Annotated in this window: 20 protein-coding genes; 14 read left to right on the top strand and 6 right to left on the bottom strand. The window is 71.3% G+C overall.

All coding sequences use genetic code 11. From position 1 onward, the window contains the following. Window positions 1–55 precede the first annotated feature (55 nt). Window positions 56–1198, top strand: coding sequence for a glycosyltransferase family 4 protein (locus ABZ267_RS16375; RefSeq protein ID WP_356751792.1), 1143 nt, complete (start codon window positions 56–58; stop codon window positions 1196–1198). A gap of 57 nt (window positions 1199–1255) precedes the next feature. Here ABZ267_RS16375 and ABZ267_RS16370 read toward each other — a convergent pair whose 3' ends face one another. Beyond that, on the bottom strand, window positions 1256–3052 hold the full coding sequence (locus ABZ267_RS16370; RefSeq protein WP_356751794.1) for an AMP-dependent synthetase/ligase: 1797 nt from the start codon (window positions 3050–3052) through the stop codon (window positions 1256–1258). 281 nt (window positions 3053–3333) lie between these two features. Between ABZ267_RS16370 and ABZ267_RS16365 the strand changes: the two genes are divergently transcribed. The 6 genes from ABZ267_RS16365 (at window position 3334) to ABZ267_RS16340 (ending at window position 8383) form a co-directional block, all read left to right on the top strand. Further along, a complete protein-coding gene (locus tag ABZ267_RS16365; RefSeq protein WP_356751796.1) occupies window positions 3334–4143 on the top strand; it encodes a metallophosphoesterase in 810 nt (269 codons plus the stop codon). A 109-nt stretch (window positions 4144–4252) separates the two neighbouring features. Further along, a complete protein-coding gene (locus tag ABZ267_RS16360; RefSeq protein WP_356751798.1) occupies window positions 4253–4702 on the top strand; it encodes an SRPBCC family protein in 450 nt (149 codons plus the stop codon). Between the two features lie 5 nt (window positions 4703–4707). Beyond that, a complete protein-coding gene (locus ABZ267_RS16355) occupies window positions 4708–5901 on the top strand; it encodes an ArsA-related P-loop ATPase (protein WP_356751800.1) in 1194 nt (397 codons plus the stop codon). 108 nt (window positions 5902–6009) lie between these two features. Further along, entirely contained in the window at window positions 6010–6489 is a 480-nt protein-coding gene (locus ABZ267_RS16350) for a DUF5304 domain-containing protein (RefSeq protein WP_356751802.1), read from the top strand. Between the two features lie 120 nt (window positions 6490–6609). Beyond that, on the top strand, window positions 6610–7551 hold the full coding sequence (locus ABZ267_RS16345) for an ROK family glucokinase (RefSeq protein WP_356751804.1): 942 nt from the start codon (window positions 6610–6612) through the stop codon (window positions 7549–7551). A 79-nt stretch (window positions 7552–7630) separates the two neighbouring features. Then, window positions 7631–8383, top strand: a complete 753-nt coding sequence (locus ABZ267_RS16340; RefSeq protein ID WP_356751806.1) for an endonuclease/exonuclease/phosphatase family protein — start codon at window positions 7631–7633, stop codon at window positions 8381–8383. Window positions 8384–8546: 163 nt separating this feature from the next. Here ABZ267_RS16340 and ABZ267_RS16335 read toward each other — a convergent pair whose 3' ends face one another. Together ABZ267_RS16335 and ABZ267_RS16330 are read right to left on the bottom strand one after the other, a co-directional pair. Further along, window positions 8547–9260: a hypothetical protein gene (locus ABZ267_RS16335; RefSeq protein ID WP_356751808.1), complete on the bottom strand. Its 714-nt coding sequence runs from the start codon at window positions 9258–9260 to the stop codon at window positions 8547–8549. Further along, window positions 9253–10032, bottom strand: coding sequence for an alpha/beta fold hydrolase (locus ABZ267_RS16330; protein ID WP_356751810.1), 780 nt, complete (start codon window positions 10030–10032; stop codon window positions 9253–9255). The genes ABZ267_RS16335 and ABZ267_RS16330 overlap by 8 nt, the downstream gene beginning before the upstream one ends. Before the next feature lie 208 nt (window positions 10033–10240). On the opposite strand from ABZ267_RS16330, the gene ABZ267_RS16325 reads away from it, so the two are divergent. The 4 genes from ABZ267_RS16325 to ABZ267_RS16310 all read left to right on the top strand — a co-directional run bounded on the left by ABZ267_RS16325 (window position 10241) and on the right by ABZ267_RS16310 (window position 14109). Next, window positions 10241–11038 carry a lysophospholipid acyltransferase family protein gene (locus ABZ267_RS16325; protein WP_356751852.1) on the top strand — a complete coding sequence of 266 codons (798 nt, stop codon included), beginning with the start codon at window positions 10241–10243 and terminating at the stop codon, window positions 11036–11038. 31 nt (window positions 11039–11069) lie between these two features. Next, window positions 11070–12317, top strand: coding sequence for a DUF5931 domain-containing protein (locus tag ABZ267_RS16320; protein WP_356751812.1), 1248 nt, complete (start codon window positions 11070–11072; stop codon window positions 12315–12317). Beyond that, window positions 12314–13048 carry a response regulator transcription factor gene (locus tag ABZ267_RS16315; RefSeq protein ID WP_356751813.1) on the top strand — a complete coding sequence of 245 codons (735 nt, stop codon included), beginning with the start codon at window positions 12314–12316 and terminating at the stop codon, window positions 13046–13048. Before ABZ267_RS16320 ends, ABZ267_RS16315 begins: the two co-directional genes overlap by 4 nt. Before the next feature lie 65 nt (window positions 13049–13113). After that, window positions 13114–14109: a 2-hydroxyacid dehydrogenase gene (locus tag ABZ267_RS16310; RefSeq protein ID WP_356751815.1), complete on the top strand. Its 996-nt coding sequence runs from the start codon at window positions 13114–13116 to the stop codon at window positions 14107–14109. 10 nt (window positions 14110–14119) lie between these two features. Here ABZ267_RS16310 and ABZ267_RS16305 read toward each other — a convergent pair whose 3' ends face one another. Beyond that, window positions 14120–16078, bottom strand: a complete 1959-nt coding sequence (locus ABZ267_RS16305) for an anthranilate synthase family protein (RefSeq protein WP_356751817.1) — start codon at window positions 16076–16078, stop codon at window positions 14120–14122. Window positions 16079–16207: 129 nt separating this feature from the next. Next, a complete protein-coding gene (locus ABZ267_RS16300) occupies window positions 16208–16276 on the bottom strand; it encodes a trp operon leader peptide (protein WP_106429850.1) in 69 nt (22 codons plus the stop codon). Between the two features lie 102 nt (window positions 16277–16378). On the opposite strand from ABZ267_RS16300, the gene ABZ267_RS16295 reads away from it, so the two are divergent. Continuing rightward, a complete protein-coding gene (locus ABZ267_RS16295) occupies window positions 16379–17725 on the top strand; it encodes a class II 3-deoxy-7-phosphoheptulonate synthase (RefSeq protein WP_026241475.1) in 1347 nt (448 codons plus the stop codon). Window positions 17726–17900: 175 nt separating this feature from the next. Continuing rightward, window positions 17901–18170 carry a (2Fe-2S)-binding protein gene (locus ABZ267_RS16290; protein ID WP_356363864.1) on the top strand — a complete coding sequence of 90 codons (270 nt, stop codon included), beginning with the start codon at window positions 17901–17903 and terminating at the stop codon, window positions 18168–18170. A 40-nt stretch (window positions 18171–18210) separates the two neighbouring features. Here the strand turns inward: ABZ267_RS16290 and bfr are convergent, their stop codons facing one another. Then, entirely contained in the window at window positions 18211–18690 is a 480-nt protein-coding gene (bfr, locus tag ABZ267_RS16285; protein ID WP_356363861.1) for a bacterioferritin, read from the bottom strand. A 152-nt stretch (window positions 18691–18842) separates the two neighbouring features. Here bfr and ABZ267_RS16280 point away from each other — a divergent pair, with 152 nt between their 5' ends. Further along, window positions 18843–19475 (top strand): sulfite oxidase-like oxidoreductase, encoded by a 633-nt coding sequence (locus ABZ267_RS16280; RefSeq protein WP_356751819.1) that lies wholly within the window; start codon window positions 18843–18845, stop codon window positions 19473–19475. The last annotated feature ends 10 nt before the right edge of the window (window positions 19476–19485 follow it).

Below are 19485 nucleotides of genomic sequence, written 5' to 3'. Positions count from 1 at the left end.
CCGGTGGGTGAGGGCGTGGGCCGTGAAGCGCGGCCGTTCGGTACTGTCAGCCGCGATGGACAAGACCTTGATCGTGACCAACGACTTCCCGCCCCGCCCCGGTGGCATCCAGGCGTTCCTGCACAACATGGCGCTCCGCCTGGACCCCGAGAGGATCGTCGTCTACGCCTCCACCTGGAAACGCGGCGAGGAGGGTACGGCGGCCACCGCCGCCTTCGACGCCGAGCAGCCGTTCACCGTGGTGCGCGACCGGACGACGATGCTGTTGCCGACCCCGCGCACCACCCGGCGGGCCACCGACCTGCTGCGCGAACACGGCTGCACCTCCGTCTGGTTCGGTGCCGCCGCTCCGCTCGGCCTGATGGCCCCGGCGCTGCGCCGCGCGGGCGCGAAGCGGCTGGTGGCCACCACGCACGGCCACGAGGCCGGCTGGGCCCAGCTTCCCGCCTCCCGGCAGCTGCTGCGGAGGATCGGCGAGTCCACGGACACGATCACCTATCTGGGTGAGTACACCCGCTCCCGGATCGCCGAGGCCCTCACCCCGGACGCGGCCGCCCGCATGGTCCAACTGCCGCCCGGCGTCGACGAGAAGACCTTCCACCCGGCCTCCGGCGGCGACCAGGTCCGCGCCCGCCTCGGCCTGACCGACCGGCCCGTGATCGTCTGCGTCTCCCGGCTTGTCCCGCGCAAGGGCCAGGACACGCTGATCCTGGCCATGCCGGCGATCCTGGCGCAGATCCCGGACGCGGTGCTGCTGATCGTCGGCGGCGGACCGTACGCCAAGGAGCTGGAGCGGCTCGCGGTGGAGACCGGGGTGGCGGACTCGGTGCGGTTCACCGGGCCGGTGCCGTGGGCGGAGCTGCCCGCGCACTACGGGGCCGGAGACGTCTTCGCCATGCCGTGCCGGACCCGGCGGCGCGGGCTCGACGTGGAGGGGCTCGGGATCGTCTACCTGGAGGCGTCCGCGACCGGGCTGCCGGTGGTGGCGGGCGACTCGGGCGGCGCGCCGGACGCGGTGCTCGACGGCGAGACCGGCTGGGTGGTGCGCGGCGGCAGTGCCGAGGAGTCGGCGGACCGGATCGTGACGCTGCTCGGCGACGCGGAGCTGCGGCAGCGGATGGGGGAGCGGGGGCGGGCCTGGGTCGAGGAGAAGTGGCGCTGGGACCTGCTGGCGGAGAAGCTCAGAACGCTGCTGTGAGTACGCAGAAGGGGCCCGCGCTCTCGAAAAGCGCGGGCCCCTTCGTACGCGTAACACTCAGGCGCGGTAGATCGACTCCACCTCGTCCGCGAAGTCCTTCGCCACCACGTTCCGCTTCAGCTTCAGCGACGGTGTGATGTGGCCCGCCTCCTCGGTGAACTGGGCCGGCAGGATCCGGAACTTGCGTACGGACTCGGCCTTGGAGACCGCCGCGTTGCCGTCGTCCACCGCCCGCTGCACCTCGGCCAGCAGTTCCGGGTCCTCCCGCAGCGACAGGGCCGTCGAACCGGCCGGCTTGCCGTGCTCCTCGGCCCAGCGGCCCAGGAAGTCCTCGTCCAGCGTGACCAGCGCGCCGACGAACGGGCGGCCGTCGCCGACCACCATGCACTCGGCGACCAGCGCGTGGGCGCGGATGCGGTCCTCGATCACCGCCGGTGCGACGTTCTTGCCGCCGGCCGTGACGATGATCTCCTTCTTGCGGCCGGTGATCGCGAGGTAGCCGTCCTCGTCGAGCGTGCCGATGTCGCCGGTGTGGAACCAGCCGTCGGCCAGCGCCTCGGCGGAGGCCGCCTCGTTCTTCCAGTACCCGGTGAAGAGGTGTTCGCCGTGGAGCAGCACCTCGCCGTCGTCCGCGATCCGGACCACCGAGCCGGGCAGCGGCTGGCCGACCGTGCCGATCTTCTGCCGGTCCCACGGGTTGAAGGCGGTCGCCGCGCAGCTCTCGGTGAGGCCGTAGCCCTCCAGGACCGTGAAGCCGATACCCCGGTAGAAGTGGCCGAGCCGCTCACCGAGCGGTGCGCCGCCGGAGATCGCGAACTCGCCCTTGCCGCCGAGGACGTTGCGCAGCTTCCCGAAGACCAGCTTGTCGAAGAGCCTGTGCTTCAGTTTCAGCCCGAGCGAAGGGCCCTGCGGAGTGGACAGCGCCCGGCTGTAGGCGATCGCCGTGTCGGCGGCCCGGTCGAAGATCTTGCCCTTGCCGTCCGCCTGCGCCTTGGCGCGCGCCGCGTTGTAGACCTTCTCGAAGACGCGCGGCACGCCGAGGATCAGCGTCGGCCGGAACGAGGCCAGTTCATCGGTGAGGTTCTTGATGTCCGGGACGCAGCCGAGCCTGATCGGAGCCATCACCGAGGCCACCTCGACCATCCGGCCGAAGACGTGCGCGGCCGGCAGGAACAGCAGCACCGAGCACTCGCCCGTACGGAACAGCGGCTTCAGCCGCTCCACCACGTTGCCGCACTCCGCGAAGAAGCTGCGGTGGGTGAGCACACAGCCCTTGGGACGGCCGGTCGTGCCGGAGGTGTAGACGATGGTCGCCGGGTCGTCCGCCTTGGCGCTGACCATCCGCAGGTCCATGGTCTCGTCCGAGACCTCGGCGCCCGCCTCGCCCAGGGCCGCCACCGCGCCGGCCTCGATCTGCCAGACGTGCGCGAGATCCGGCAGGCCCTCCCGTACGGAGGCGACCGCCGCCGCGTGCGCGTCGCTCTCCACGAACACCGCCACCGCGCCGGAGTCGCCGAGGATCCACTGCACCTGCTCGGCGGAGCTGGTCTCGTACACCGGCACGGTCACCGCGCCCGCGCTCCAGATCGCGAAGTCCAGCAGCACCCACTCGTACCGCGTGCGCGACATCAGCGCGACCCGGTCGCCGGGCTGCACGCCCGAGGCGATCAGCCCTTTGGCGGCGGTGCGCACCTCGGCCAGGAACTCGGTGGCGGTGACATCGGACCACGCACCGGCCACCTTGCGGCTCATCACCGCGACTTCGGGATGCTGAGCGGCGTTGCGGCGGATCAGATCCGTCAGATTGCCGTCCGTCGGGACCTCGTACAGGGCCGGAAGGCTGAACTCGCGCAAGACTGCTGCTCCTCATCGGGCTCCGGTGCCACGGCTCTGTGTGACGCACCGGCTGCGGTCCGAGAATGGCGGGTGCTCGGTGGGGTGAGCACGACTGGACTGCCCGGACGTTACCCACCGGTACCAGGTTCCCGATAGGGGGGTCCGGTCAGATGTCTTATGCATCACACATGTAAATGGCCCTTTTCGCGCACACTAGTCCACCGGCCCGACGACTCGAAAGTAACCGCAGGTCCGGCCGGATCTACCCGCACGCGGGCAGCCGTCCTAGGGTGATCCGTATGCGAGGCAGCGAAGCGGACGGGTCGGCGGCCGGCACCCGGCGCGCCAACCGGGTCCACGTGGTCAGCGATGTGCACGGCAACACCGAGGCCCTGGCCCGCGCCGGAGACGGCGCCGACGCGCTCATCTGCCTCGGTGACCTGGTGCTTTTCCTCGACTACGCCGACCACTCGCGCGGCATCTTCCCCGACCTGTTCGGCAAGGAGAACGCCACCCGCATCGTCGCGCTGCGCACCGCCCGCCGCTACGAGGAGGCCCGCGCCTTCGGCCGCGAGCTCTGGGCCGGCCGTGACCGCAACACCGAGATCATCGGCGCCGTACGCAAGCAGTACGCCGAACTCTTCGCCGCCTTCCCCACTCCGACGTACGCCACCTACGGCAACGTCGATGTCCCCCGCCTCTGGCCCGAGTACGCCCAGCCGGGCACCACCGTGCTGGACGGCGAACGGGTGGAGATCGGCGGCCGGGTCTTCGGCTTCGTCGGCGGCGGTCTCAAGACGCCGATGAACACTCCGTACGAGATCAGCGACGAGGAGTACGCCGCCAAGGTCGAGGCGCTCGGCCCGGTCGACGTGCTCTGCTCGCACATCCCGCCCGAGGTCCCGGAGCTGACGTACGACACCGTCGCCCGCCGCTTCGAACGCGGCTCCACCGCGCTGCTGGAGGCCATCCGCACCACCCGTCCCCGGTACGCGCTTTTCGGCCATGTTCACCAGCCGTTGGTCCGCCGGATGCGGATCGGTACCACCGAGTGCGTCAACGTCGGCCACTTCGCCTCCACCGGCACGCCGTGGGCGCTGACCTGGTGACCGGAAGGGCCCGGGGCGTGGACCGGAGTGCGGCGGGCACGCGATAGCCTGCACAGCGGCAGGCTCCTGCCGAAAGCGACCGGTAACACCGCACTGGAGGGCCACGGCGATGGCTGAACACACCAGCTCGAGCATCACGATCGAGGCGGCACCGGCCGACGTCATGGCGGTGATCGCCGACTTCGCCCGCTATCCGGAGTGGACCGGCGAGGTCAAGGAGGCCGAGGTCCTGGCGGTGAACGACCAGGGCCGCGCCGAACAGGTCCGCCTCGTCCTGGACGCCGGAGCCATCAAGGACGACCACGTCCTCAAGTACAGCTGGCTCGGCGACAAGGAAGTCAGCTGGACCCTGGTCAAGTCCCAGATGCTCCGCTCGCTGGACGGCACCTACGCTCTCGCGTCGATGGCCGGCGGCGTCCGCACCGAGGTCACCTACAAGCTCGCCGTCGACGTCAAGATCCCGCTGCTCGGCATGATCAAGCGCAAGGCCGAGAAGGTCATCATCGACCGCGCGCTCGCCGGTCTGAAGAAGCGCGTCGAGTCCGTCCCGCAAGGCTGAGAGCGATGCGTACGGTCCTGACCACCGGTCCCGGCGGTGCGGGCCGTACCACGCTCGCCGCGGCGACCGCCCTGGCCGCCGCCGCGCACGGCAGCCGCACCCTCCTGGTCTCCGCCGATCCCGTACCCGGCATCCCCGCAGGACCGGAACCCACCGCCGTCACCGACCGCCTCGACCACGTCCGGATCGACTCCGGCGCCCACTTCCGCGCCGAACTCACCGAGCTCCAGGAGCGCGCATCCGGCGTCCTGGACCTGCTCGGCGCCGGGCGCCTGGACGGCGAGGAGCTCACCGAACTCCCCGGCGCCCCGCAGCTCGCCCTCCTCCACACCCTGCACCGGGCCGCCGCCGGCGACTGGTCCACCGCCGGCTACGACACCCTCGTCGTGGACCTCCCGCCGCTCACCGAAGCCCTCGCGCTGCTGGCCCTGCCCGAGCAGCTCCGCCGCTACCTGCGCCGCCTGCTGCCCGCCGAACGCCAGGCCGCCCGCGCCCTGCGTCCGGTCCTCGCCCAGCTCGCCGGGGTCCCGATGCCCGCGCAGTGGCTGTACGAGGCCGCCGCCCGCAAGGACGAGGAGCTGGCCGCCGTCCAGGCCCTGGTCGAGGACGGCTCCACCACGCTCCGCCTGGTCGCCGAGCCGGGCCCCGCCGCCGAGGACGCCCTGCGCACCGCCCGCACCGGCCTCGCTCTGTACGGCCTCCGCGCCGACCTGCTGGTGGCCAACCGGGTCCTGCCGCGCCACTCCTCCGACCCCTGGTTCGCCGATCTCGCCGCCCGGCAGGAGAAGTGCCTGGGCCACTGGCACGAGGAGTGGGCCCCGCACGTCCCGGTCCACGAGGCCGCGCACCTCGGCCGCGACCCGCGCTCCACCGACGACCTGGCCGAGCTCGGAGTCCCGGCGCCGGACGAGCGCGAGCCGGGCCGGTCACAGGACCCGTGGCGGATCGAGGAGGAGCCGGGCGAGGAAGGCCGTCCGTCCGTGCTGGCCTGGTGCCTGCCGCTGCCCGGCGCGACCAAGGAAGACCTGCGCCTGGTCCGCCGCGGCGAGGAACTGCTCCTGACCGTGGGCCCGTTCCACCGGATCCTCAAGGTCGCCCCGGCCCTGCGCCGCTGCACCGTCACCGGCGCGGCCCTCACCGACGGCGTCCTGCGGATCCGCTTCACACCCGACCCGGCGCTCTGGCCGCGCACCTCGTGACCCGTCTCTCCTGAACGGTCCGCGGCCGTTCGGGTAACGTCGGTGGTACGAGTTCGAGCCCGGCCGGCCGGTGCCGGCAGCCTCCACCCCGCGTCGCAGGAGTCCGCCATGAGTGAAGCCACCGATCGTCCCGTCGACGGCGACGCGTGGGCCGACGCCTGCGCCGAGGACCTCGCGGAGGAGAAGGCCCGCCGCCGCGCCCAGTACGGCTCGCAGCCCGGCTCCGCCGCCGAGGAGCTGCGCAAGCTGGTCGACGCGGTCGCCGACAAGGTCTCCTCGCTCCAGTCGCCGCTGCTCGGCGTCGCCGCCCAGGGCGCGGTCCAGCAGGCCATCCGGCAGGCGAAGTCCGCCGTGGAGCCGGTCATCGAGCGCAACCCGCAGGTCTTCGACCACCTCGCCGCCGCGGGCAACGAGCTGCTCGCCGCCTACCGCTCGGCGGTGGAGGGCCAGGAGAGCCGCTGGACCCGCACGGCCGCCGACCCCACCAAGCCCGCCTCCACGGAGAAGGCCGCCGACGACCCGTCCGACCCCCGCGACGAAGGCCGCGGCGAAGGCCCCGCCGGCACCGAACGCATCGACCTGGACTGACCGGGACACACCACCCGGCGGCCCGCTCCACATCGGCCGGGACCGACCGGTCCCGGCCAGGCCGGGCGCTGCCTCGGGTACGGTTGGCCCTAGCGGGGCTCGACCGAAACTGAGGGATTCATGGGACTCACCATCGGCGTCGATATCGGCGGCACGAAGATCGCGGCTGGAGTGGTCGACGAAGAGGGCCGGATCCTCTCGACGTTCAAGGTGGCGACGCCCCCGACGGCCGAAGGCATCGTCGACGCGATCTGCGCGGCGGTGGCCGGCGCGAGCGAGGGCCACGAGGTGGAGGCCGTCGGCATCGGCGCCGCCGGTTACGTCGACGACAAGCGCGCCACCGTGCTCTTCGCACCGAACATCAACTGGCGCCACGAACCGCTCAAGGACAAGGTCGAGCAGCGCGTCGGCCTGCCCGTCGTCGTCGAGAACGACGCCAACGCGGCCGCCTGGGGCGAGTACCGCTTCGGCGCCGGCCAGGGCCACGACGACGTCATCTGCATCACGCTCGGCACCGGCCTCGGCGGCGGCATCATCATCGGCAACAAGCTGCGCCGCGGACGCTTCGGTGTGGCCGCCGAGTTCGGCCACATCCGGGTCGTCCCGGACGGTCTGCTCTGCGGTTGCGGCAGCCAGGGCTGCTGGGAGCAGTACGCCTCCGGCCGCGCGCTCGTCCGGTACGCGAAGCAGCGCGCCAACGCCACCCCGGAGAACGCCGCCATACTGCTCGGCCTCGGCGACGGCTCGGTGGACGGCATCGAGGGCAAGCACATCAGTGAGGCCGCCCGCCAGGGCGACCCGGTGGCCATCGACTCCTTCCGCGAGCTGGCCCGCTGGGCCGGCGCCGGACTGGCCGACCTCGCCTCGCTGTTCGACCCGTCCGCGTTCATCGTCGGCGGCGGCGTCTCGGACGAGGGCGAGCTGGTCCTCGGCCCGATCCGCAAGTCGTTCCGGCGCTGGCTGATCGGCGGCGAGTGGCGCCCGCACGCCCAGGTGCTCGCCGCCCAACTCGGCGGCAAGGCAGGCCTCGTGGGCGCGGCCGACCTGGCCCGCCAAGGCTGAGTCCACCGTCGTACGACGCACCAGGCGCCCGTCGCCGCCCTCCGGGGCAGCGGCGGGCGTCCGTCGTATCGTGGCCCGCATGGTCCTGACGCCACTGCCCGACTCCCGTACCGAGCCGGACGGTTCAGCCGTGATCCGGGTGCTGAGCTACAACGTCCGCTCGATGCGTGACGACACCGCGGCCCTGGCCCGGGTCATCCGCGCCTGCGCACCCGACCTCGTCCTGGTCCAGGAGGCGCCGCGCTTCTTCCGCTGGCGCAAGGCCGCCGCCCGGCTGGCCAAGAGCAGCGGCCTCGTGGTCCTCGGCGGCGGCGCCACGGCAGCCGGACCGCTGCTGCTCTGCTCGCTGCGAGCCACCGTCGAGCGCACCGAGGACGTCCTGCTGCCGCTCACTCCGGGCCTGCACCGCAGAGGTTTCGCCACGGCCGTCGTACGGATCGGTGGGGCCCGGCTCGGCGTGCTCAGCTGCCATCTGAGCCTCCAGCACGACGAGCGCCTCGCCCAGGCCGATCTGCTGCTGGAGCGGCTGGCGTCCATCGGCGTCCAGCACGCCGTGGCGGGCGGCGACCTCAACGACGTACCGACCGGAAAGGCGTTCCAGCACCTGGCCGGCCACCTCCAGGACTGCCGGGCCGCCGCTCCGTGGGGCGGCGAGCTGACGTTCCCGCCCGACGAGCCCCGTAAGCGCATCGACGCCGTCTTCGCGACGCCGGGCATCGAGGTGCTCGGCTGCGGAGTCCCGGCCGGCCTTCCCGGGATCAGCGACGCAGACCTGAGGGCGGCCACGGACCATCTGCCGGTCCTGGCCGCCCTCAGAGTGCCTGCCGGGTGAGCTAGGGGGTGTCTTGCCGGCCATGCCGGGCTCGCGTGCCCTGGTGCCGCACCTCGCGGCGTTGTCGTCACTCGCCGACGCTCCGCGTCGACTCCCTCCTCCGCCTTGCGATGCACGGCACCAGGCCCCGCTCCCTGATCCGGCCTGACCGACAAGACACCCCCTACACGACCGCGCCGCGGCCCGGGTCGCCGTAGGTGTCGTCATCGTCGTCGTGCGGCATCCGGGCCACCAGCGTGGCGAAGCCGCCGAGGAAGCCGCCGATGCAGATCGTGGTGAGCCACCACGTCATCTCCCACTGGAGCAGCACCGCGAGCAGCATCAGCACCGGCCCGCCGAGCACCGCGAGCCAGGCGAACTTCGCCGTGGTGTCGGCCTCCGGCAGCGGCGGCGGCTCCGGAGGCACGAAGTGGCCCTCCTCGCCGTCGTCCGGCGCGTCGACGCCGTCGTCCTTGGACTCGGGCAGCTCGTAGTCGCGCGGACCGGCGACACCGGGCGCGAAGACGACGGAGCTGCCGAGCGGCTTCTTCTCCGGCGGCTTCGGCGACTTCCCGGCCCCCTTGTCCGCCGGACTCCCGGCCCGGCCCTCCTCCGGCCCGACCACATTGCGCTGGTCGTCCTCCAGCAGGGCCAGATCCTCGATGGACTTGAACGGCTTGGCCCCCGGCGGGTCCGGCGGCTCCTCCCCGTACCCCGCGACGATCGCGGCCCAGGCCGCGTCCTCGTCGATCACCCGCTCCTCGTCCGGCTTCTTCTCCGGCTCGGCCCCTTCCGGGACAGCCGGCTTCGTCGTCCCCTCCGGGACGGCCGCGCTCTCCGTGGGGCGCGGTTCGCGCTCCTCGTCGCTGCCTGTGCGTTCCGCGTCGTGCTCAGCCACCGGACGTGCTCCCCTTCATCCCGACGCTCGGTGCGAGACGGCCGATGAACCGGTAGCTCTCATCGAAGATCCGCTCCGCATCATGGTCCAACGTCGCCACGTGGTAGCTCTGTTCCAGGAGGATCTCGGAAACATCCGTGGAGGAGATCCGGCTCAGGATCCGCGCGCTGTCCGCGGGCGGTACGACATGGTCCTGCGGGCTGCGCAGCAGCACCACCGGCTGGGTCACCTGCGGCAGCTCGCCGTCGACCAGCCGGAAGAACTTCCGCACCGAGTGCGCCGCGTGCAACGGCACCTTGGTGTAGCCCACCTCGTGCGAGCCCGGCAGCGCGATGTCGTCGGCCACGCCCTTCGTCGTACGCACCAGATGACGGGCGACCGGCAGCGCGTACGCCGAGAGGCCGTGCACCTTGTTGGCCGGGTTGACCAGCACCAGACCGCTGATCGCGTCCCCGTGCTTGGCCGCCAGCCGCAGGGACAGCGCGCCGCCCATGGAGAGGCCGAAGACGAAGACCCGCTCGCACTTCTCACGCAGCAGCCGCAGCTCGCGGTCCACCTCCGCGTACCAGTCCTGCCAGCCGGTGACCGTCATGTCCTCCCAGCGCGTGCCGTGACCGGGCAGCAGCGGCAGCGAGACGGTCAGCCCGCGCTCGGCGAGGTAGTCGGCCCAGGGACGCAGGGACTGCGGCGAGCCGGTGAAGCCATGACAGAGGAGGACGCCGACCTCTCCGCCCTCGTGGCGGAACGGCTCGGCTCCAGGGAGGACCGGCACCGGGGTCTCCTGTTCGTGAGGTGAGGCGGGGGCGGGGGCGCGCACCGGGGGGGTGCTTGACGGATGACTTCACCGTACGCGACCGGACCGACACCGACCAGGGCCGTCACGGACCCCGCGCACGCCCCGGGACACGGACCCCGCGCACGCCCCGGGATAGGGTCTGAGCCACAGCACACAGGAGGCAGAGCAGTTGATCTACGGCGCAATGAAGTTCTCCATCGGCGGCTCCTTGAAGCTCGCCTTCCGGCCGTGGGTGGAGGGCCTGGAGAACATCCCCGAGCGGGGGCCGGCGATCCTCGCGAGCAACCATCTCTCCTTCTCCGACTCGTTCTTCCTTCCGGCCGTCCTGGACCGCAAGGTCACGTTCATCGCCAAGGCCGAGTACTTCACGGCTCCCGGTGTGAAGGGCAAGCTCACCGCCGCCTTCTTCAAGGGCGTCGGCCAGCTGCCCGTCGACCGCTCCGGAGCCCGAGGCGCCGGTGAGGCCGCGATCAAGGCGGGCATCCAGGTCGTCGAGAGCGGCGGCCTCTTCGGCATCTACCCGGAAGGCACCCGCTCGCCCGACGGCCGCCTCTACCGCGGCAAGCCCGGCGGCCTGGCCCGGGTGGCGCTGGCCACCGGCGCGCCGGTCATCCCGGTCGCGATGATCGACACCGAGAAGATCCAGCCGCCCGGCCAGGTGGTGCCCAAGCTGATGCGTCCCGGTATCAAGATCGGCAAGCCGCTGGACTTCAGCCGCTACCACGGCATGGACGGCGACCGCTTCATCCTGCGCTCGGTGACCGACGAGGTCATGTACGAGATCATGAAGCTCTCCGGCCAGGAGTACGTGGACATCTACGCCACCGCCGCCAAGCGCCAGATCGCCGACGAGGCGAAGGCGAAGGCGGAGGAGGCCAAGCGCGACCGCAAGCAGGCACCGGCCGCGAATGACGAGAGCGGGCGCGCGCAGAGCCAGGGGCGCGCGGACGACGAGAGCGGAACGGAACGGTCCGGCGCGTAAGCGCGTCGTACACCGTCGGGGGGTGGGCGAAATGGCCGAGCGTGAGCGGGTCGTACGGATGTCGGTCGAGCAGCCGCTGTGGCGTGCGCTGACGGGCTACCGCGTACTGACGATGGTCTACGCGGTGCTGCTCGCGCTCTTCGGCAAGGACCACCAGGGCCGGCAGCCGTTCGAGCGGCCCTGGGTGGCCTTCGCCTACCTCGCGTTCCTCGCCGTGTGGACGCTCGCCACGCTGCCGAAGGTCCGCTCGGCCGCGAGCTGCACCAAGCGCTTCCTCGGCGCGGACCTGGTCGTCGCGCTGGCCGGGATCATGCTGACCCCGGTCGCCGACATCCACTCCCAGACCTTCGACGGCCCGACGCTGCCGTCGATCTGGACGGCCGGAGCGGTCCTCGCCTTCGCCATCAAGGGCGGCTGGCGGTGGGCCGCCTTCGCCTCCACCTTCGTCGCCGTCGCCAACATCATCCAGCGCGGCGAGCCCAGCCGGGACACCTTCCACAACGTCCTGCTGGTCTGGGTCGCCTCCATCGCCATCGGGTACGTCGTCGAGGTCGCCCGCGCCAGTGAACGCACCCTGGCCCGCGCCCTGGAGATCGAGGCCGCGACCCGCGAACGCGAGCGTCTGGCCCGGGACATCCACGACAGCGTGCTCCAGGTCCTGGCCATGGTGCAGCGCCGGGGCACCGCGATGGGCGGTGAGGCGGCGGAGCTGGGCCGGATGGCCGGCGAGCAGGAGGTGGCCCTGCGCACCCTGGTCTCCAGCGGCCTGGTCCCGCCGACCCGGGTCTCCGAGGACGCCGCCGAGGGAGCCGTCGTCCGCACGGTCGACGTGGACGAGGAGAGCCCGGACGACGGCGCCACCTGCGACCTGCGCGCTCTCCTCGCGCCGCACGCCGGCTCCCGTACCAGCTTCGCGGAGCCCGGCGCTCCGGTGGTCCTGCCGGCGGAGGCCGCCCGTGAGCTGGCCGCCGCTGTCAGTGCCGCGTTGGACAATGTGCGGGTGCACGCCGGCGACGGGGCGCAGGCGTGGATCCTGGTCGAGGACGAGCCCGGCGAGGTCATCGTCACGGTCCGGGACGACGGCCCCGGCATCCCGGAGGGCCGCCTCGCCCAGGCGGAGGGGGAGGGGCGGATGGGGGTCGCGCTCTCCATCCGTGGTCGGCTGCGCGATCTCGGCGGCACGGCCGAGGTGATCTCGGTGCCGGGACAAGGCACCGAGGTCGAGTTGAAGGTTCCGAAAGCACAGGTTTCCCGGGGGAAGGCAGGATCGGCCCGATGAGCACGCAGAACGCACCACAGGACGCGGCGGCGCAGAACGTACCGAAGCAGGACGGCGCGGAGGCCGCCGACCGGCCGATCAAGGTCATGGTCGTCGACGACCACCCGATGTGGCGCGACGCCGTCGCCCGCGACCTCGCCGAGTCCGGCTTCGACGTCGTCGCCACCGCCGGCGACGGCCCGCAGGCGGTCCGCCGCGCCAAGGCCGTGGGCCCGGACGTCCTGGTCCTCGACCTGAACCTGCCCGGCATGCCCGGCGTCCAGGTCTGCAAGGAGCTGGTCCCCTCCCACCCGGGCCTGCGCGTCCTGGTCCTCTCCGCGAGCGGCGAGCACGCCGACGTCCTGGAGGCCGTGAAGTCCGGCGCCACCGGCTATCTCCTCAAGTCCGCCTCCACCCAGGAGCTGACCGACGCCGTCCGCTCCACCGCCAACGGCGACCCGGTCTTCACTCCGGGCCTCGCGGGCCTGGTCCTCGGCGAGTACCGCAGGCTCGCCTCCGACCCCGCACCCGCCGCTTCCGACGAGCCCAAGGCCCCGCAGCTCACCGACCGGGAGACCGAGGTGCTGCGGCTGGTCGCCAAGGGACTCTCGTACAAGCAGATCGCCGAACGCCTGGTCATCTCGCACCGCACCGTCCAGAACCATGTGCAGAACACCCTCGGCAAGCTCCAGCTGCACAACCGGGTGGAGCTCGTGCGGTACGCGATCGAGCGCGGCCTCGACGACGTCTGACCGGGACCTCCGGCCCGGACGGCGGCCCGCAGGCGCGCCCCGGAGCGGAGCCTTATATTCGCGCTATGGAGATCCTGGCGTTCGGTGTGCAGTCAGACGAGAAGCCCCTGATCGAGAAGGCCTTCGCCGGGCTGCACGAGGTGCGCTGCCTGGACGTCTTCCTGAACCGGGACACCGCTCCCATCGCGGCCGGCTACGAGATCATCTCCACCAGCGTCAACGCCGACCTCGGCTCCCAGGTCCTCCAGACCCTGGCCACCGGCGGCACGCAGATGATCGCCCAGCGCTCCACCGGCTTCAACAACATCGACCTGGACGTGGCCGAGCGGCTGGCCCTGCGCGTCGCCCGGGTCTCGTACTACTCGCCGTACTCGGTCGCCGAATTCGCCTGGACCCTGGCCATGGCGGCCAACCGGCGCGTGATCCGGGCCGCGAGCCGCACCCGCGACTTCGACTTCCGGCTCGACGGGCTGCTCGGCCGCGACATGCACGGCCGGACCGTCGGCGTGGTCGGCACGGGCAAGATCGGTGAGGCGTTCGCCAAGATCGCTCACGGCTTCGGGATGAAGCTGCTCGGCTGGGACGTCGTGGAGAACCCGGCCTGCCTGGAGCTGGGCATGGAGTACGTGGAGAAGGAGCGGCTCTTCGCCGAGGCCGACCTGATCAGCCTCCACGTGCCGCTGCTCCCCGCCACCCAGCACATCATCAACGAGGCCGCTCTGAAGTCGATGAAGGACGACGCGATCCTGGTCAACTCCAGCCGTGGCGGCCTCATCGACACCGCCGCGCTGGTCACCGAGTTGCGGGCCGGACGCTTCCTCGGCGTCGGACTCGACGTGTACGAGGCGGAGGCCGGGCTCTTCTTCCTGGACAAGTCCCTGGAGGGCGTCGACGACGACACGCTGGCCCGCCTGGTGACCTTCCCGAACGTCATCGTCACCTCACACCAGGCGTACTACACCGAGGACGCGGTGGGCCAGATCATCGACGCGACCGTACAGAACGTCACCGACTACCTGGCCCGCCGCCACAGCGAGAACGTGCTCGTGCCGCGTAGGTGAACGTGGAAACTCAGCTCAGCACCGGCAGCCCCGCCAGCAGCTCCGTCACGATCGCGGCCCCTCGCACGGTCAGCACCGACTCCGGATGGAACTGCACCGAGGCGAAGCCGGGTCCGCGCAGCGCGTGCAGCTCACCGTTCTCCTCGTCCCGGCTCACCTCGATGCCGTGCGCGGCCAGCTCAGCGGCGGCCGGACCGTCGCACCGAGCGGTGAAGCTGTTGTAGAAGCCGACCGTCTCCGGCCGCCCGAACAGTTCGATCCGCGTCTGCGCGCCTTGGTACGGCACCGCCTTGCGCACGATCTCCATGCCGAGCTCCGCCGCGATCAGCTCGTGGCCGAGGCAGACGCCCAGCAGCCCGTGCCGGTGCTCCCGGACCAGCCCGGCCGCCAGCTCCCGCAGCAGCCGCATCTTCGGGTCCGCGAGATCACCGGGATTCCCGGGACCGGGGCCCAGCACGACCGGCCCGGCATGCGCCCGCACCACCTCGCGCAGCCCCGGCTCGTCGTACCGGCGCACCGAGACATCGAGGCCGGACGAGCGCAGCAGATGGGCCAGCATCGCGGTGAAGGTGTCCTCGCCGTCCACCACCAGCGCGTGGCCGGTCAGCTCCTGGGTCCGCTCCTGCATCCGCAGCCAGAACGGCGCGAGCCCGCCGCGCCGGTCGTCCAGCGCCGCCTGCACCCGAGGATCGGCGGCCAGCTGCGGACGGCCCGCCTCCGCCTCCGGCCGTCCGGGCCGCACGCCGAGCGCCGCCAGCACTCCGGCGGCCTTGGCGTGGGTCTCGGCGACCTCGCTCTCCGGGTCGGAATGGCGTACGAGCGTGGCGCCGACCGGCACCTTGAGCGAGCCGTCCGAGGCGATGTCGGCGGTCCGGATGAGGATCGGCGAGTCCAGCGTCTGCGCTCCGTTCGCGTCCCGGCCCAGCAGCGCCAGCGCGCCCGCGTAGTAACCGCGTCCGCCGTGCTCGTACCGCTCGATGACCCGGCAGGCGTTCTGCACCGGTGAGCCGGTGACGGTCGCCGCGAACATGGTCTCGCGCAGGACGTCCCGTACATCCAGCGAGGAGCGGCCCCGCAGCTCGTACTCCGTATGAGCGAGGTGGGCCATCTCCTTGAGCCGTGGCCCGACGACCACGCCGCCCATGTCACCGACCGTGCACATCATCTTCAGCTCCTCGTCGACCACCATGGACAGCTCCTCGCTCTCCTTGCGGTCCCCGAGGAAGGCCAGCAGGCTCTCGGCGGTCGGTCCTTCGGCCGGGTAGCGGTAGGTCCCGCTGATCGGGTTCATCACGACGGTCCCGCCGGACATCCGCACATGCACCTCAGGGCTGGCCCCGACCAGCACGCGCCCACCCGTCGCCCGCCGCCGCCCCGAGACGGAGGCCCCTTCGGGCCCGCTGCCTCCCGTGTGCACCACGAACGTCCAGTACGCGCCCCGCTCGCCCGCCAGCAGCCGCCGGAACAGCGCCAGCGCATCGGCCCGCCCGAACCCCGGGATCTCGCCGCGGAACGTCCGCCGGATCACGAAGTTCGCGCCCTCGCCCTGACCGATCTCGTCCCGGATCACCCGCCGCACGATCTCCGCGTACTCCGCGTCCGGCACGTCGAACCCGCGGTCCTCCACCTGTACGTCATGCGCCGGCAGCGCGGCCAGCACGTCCGAGAGCTCCAGCTCGTGACTCTCCTCCGCGACCAGCACGCTCAGCGGCGTCCCGTCGTCCCGTACGTCGAAGCCGCGCTCGGCGATCTGCCGGAACGGCACCAGAGCGAGCGCGGGCCGCTCGCCCACCGGTAGATCGGCCAGCCGCTCCGCCTGACGCACCTGGCCGATCAGCACCTCCACGTGATCGTGGTCACGACCGGGCGTACGCCGGCGCAGCAGGGCGAACGGCGGAGCGTCGTCGGCGAGCAGGCGGCTCACCAGGCCGGAGGCGGCGGCGGTGCGTGGCGCGGCGGTACGGGACATGGGCGGGTTCCTTCCGGGCGGGTCCGTACGAGGAAGGCCCGTACGGGATTCACGGGGGAGAGGAACGGCCCGGAAACGCAGGAAGGCCGCCCCTCGGGCGGCCTTCGCGGTGTCTGTCAGCGCGATGATTCAGCGGGCCGCCGGATGAGCGGTCCACCACCAGTTCTGGATCGAGATCTGGATCTGTTGCGTCGACATGCTGCGACCCTAGCGGACGTTCCGGGCATCGGAGCGGGTGTCTCAACTATTGAGCGCTCGAATGGACGCCCCGCGCGACCCCGTAATGTGGTCCATGTGACCGTGAACGCCAATACCTCCGTCGCCGGTGGCAACACCTGGCGAGACCTTCCCGCGGCGCAGCAGCCCGAGTACCCCGACTCCGAGGCCCTGCGCGATGTACTCGCGGACCTCGCGTCGTATCCGCCGCTCGTCTTCGCGGGCGAGTGCGACCAGCTGCGCGCCCGCCTGGGAGCCGTCGCCAAGGGCGAGGCGTTCCTGCTGCAGGGCGGCGACTGCGCCGAGGCCTTCGACGCCGTGTCCGCCGAGCACATCCGGGCCAAGCTGAAGACGCTGCTCCAGATGAGCGCCGTCCTGACCTACGCGGCCTCCGTGCCGGTGGTGAAGGTCGGCCGGATCGCGGGCCAGTACAGCAAGCCGCGCTCCAAGTCGACCGAGACCCGCGACGGCGTGACCCTGCCGACCTACCGCGGCGACTCGGTGAACGGCTTCGCCTTCACCGAAGAGGCCCGGATCCCGGACCCGGCGCGGCTGAAGCAGATGTACCACGCGTCCTCCTCCACACTGAACCTGGTCCGCGCCTTTACCACCGGTGGTTACGCCGATCTGCGCCAGGTGCACGCCTGGAACCAGGACTTCGTGAAGTCGTCCCCGGCCGGCCAGCGCTACGAGGCCCTGGCCCGCGAGATCGACAACGCGCTCAACTTCATGAAGGCGTGCGGCACCGACCCGGCCGAGTTCAAGGCGGTCGAGTTCTACGCCTCGCACGAGGCGCTGCTGCTGGACTACGAGACGGCGCTGACCCGCACCGACTCGCGCACCGGCGAGCTGTACGACACCTCCGGCCACATGGTCTGGATCGGTGAGCGCACCCGCCAGATGGACGGCGCGCACATCGAGTTCGCCTCCAAGGTCCGCAACCCGATCGGCATCAAGCTCGGCCCGACGACCACGGTCGACGAGGCGCTCGGCTACGTCGACCGCCTGGACCCGGAGCGCGAGCCCGGCCGGCTGACCTTCATCGTCCGCATGGGCGCCGACAAGGTCCGCGACAAGCTGCCCGAGCTGGTCGAGAAGGTCACCGCATCCGGCGCCACCGTGGCGTGGGTGACCGACCCGATGCACGGCAACACCTTCGAGGCCGCCTCCGGCCACAAGACGCGCCGCTTCGACGACGTCCTGGACGAAGTGAAGGGCTTCTTCGAGGTCCACAAGGGCCTCGGCACCCACCCGGGCGGCATCCACGTGGAGCTGACCGGCGACGATGTCACCGAGTGCGTGGGCGGCGGCCACGAGATCTTCGTGGACGACCTGCACCAGCGCTACGAGACGGCCTGCGACCCGCGGCTCAACCGCAGCCAGTCGCTCGACCTGGCCTTCCTCGTCGCCGAGATGTACCGCGACCAGTAAGCGGTCCGGCGGGTGTTTCCGCCGGTCGCACCTGTGGGGCACGGATCCATGTGATCCGTGCCCCACAGGCCGTTCCCGGGCTTTTGCGCGGCTCGCCAGACGGGTAAGGTTAGGTTAGCCTCACCGACGAAGACGGGGACGGCATCAGCGACCGGCCCGCAGGGAGGTGAACCGCATGTACGTCTGCTCCTGCTTCGGCATCACCGAGGCGCAGGTCAAGAAGCACGCGGACGCCGGGGCCTGCACCCCGCGCCAGATCGCCTCGGCCTGCAAGGCCGGCACCGACTGCGGCGGCTGTGTCCGCCGGATCCAGGCCATCCTGGGGCGCGACTGCTCGCGCCGCGACCTCGTGAGCCAGCAGCGGGAACCCGCGGCGGCCTCCGTCGCCCACCCGATGGTCCTGCCGGTGGCGGCCCAGGACACCCGGCTTCCCGACGCCGCCTGACCGTTTCTCCGGCGTTCCGGATCTCTCCGACCGGCCCGGTTCAGCTCTCCGGCTGCTCGATCAGCTGCGCGATGTACAGCGGCTCACCGAGCTTCTCCACCAGCTCCAGCTGGGTGTCGAGGTAGTCGATGTGGTGCTCCTCGTCCGCCAGGATGGACTCGAAGATGTTCGCCGAGGTGATGTCCCCCTTGGCGCGCATCACCTCGATCCCGCGCTTGAGGCGGTCGATCGCCTCCACCTCGACCTGGCGGTCAGCCTGGAACATCTCGGTGACCGTCTGGCCCACCCGGACGTGGAAGAGCCGCTGGTAGTTCGGCAGCCCGTCCAGGAAGAGAATCCGGTCCGTGAGGATCTCGGCGTGCTTCATCTCGTCGAAGGACTCGGCCCGGGTGTACTTGGCGAGCTTGGTCCAGCCGAAGTTGTCCTGCATCTTCGCGTGCAGGAAGTACTGGTTGATAGCGGTCAGTTCGGCGGTCAGCTGTTCATTGAGGAACTCAAGGACCTCGGGGTCGCCCTGCATCGCAGAGGCTCCTTCCAAGCGTGATCGACAAGGTGGCCGCATCCTCGCACCGCACTCACCGGCCGTCCAGTAAGTGCACGCTTAGTACGAGTTGACCCCGTGGAGGTCTGCCCTGGTCATGACCACCCCTGCCTGTCTGTCACCATGGAGACATGGGTCAGCCGGAAAGCCGGGAAAACCGCGAATCAGAGCAGTCCGAGCTTCCGCCGGGACAGCGCCTGCAGCGCGGATGGCCGGTCACCCACTACGGGCCCGTTCCCAAGTTCAAACCGGAGCGCTGGGAGTTCCGGGTCTTCGGGGCCACCGGCGACGGCGACAAGCACTGCTGGAACCACCACGACTTCTCGGCGCTGCCGTTCTCCTCGGTCGTCGCCGATCTGCACTGTGTGACGAAGTTCAGCATGATCGGCGCCGAATGGGGCGGGGTCCTCGCCCGTACGGTGCTCGACCTGGCACCACCGGCGCCGGACGTCACCCATGTGATGGTCTGGGCCGAGTACGGCTTCTCCTCGAACCTGCGCCTGGCCGACTTCGCCTCCGAGCGCACGCTCTTCGCCACCCACAAGGACGGCGACCTCCTCACCGCCGAGCACGGCTTCCCGCTCCGCCTCGTCGTCCCGCACCTGTACGCCTGGAAGGGCCCGAAGTGGGTCCGGGGCGTGGAGTACATGACGGCCGACCGGCGCGGATTCTGGGAGGAGCGGGGCTACCACAACATCGGCGACCCCTGGAGCGAGCAGCGCTACTCCTACCAGGAGGAGCCCGGGGACGGCCCCGAACTCTAGGGCTTCTGCA

The organism is Streptomyces sp. NPDC006174 (genome assembly GCF_040614075.1).
Lineage (GTDB): Bacteria > Actinomycetota > Actinomycetes > Streptomycetales > Streptomycetaceae > Streptomyces.
This window is presented reverse-complemented; position numbering and strand designations above follow the sequence as displayed.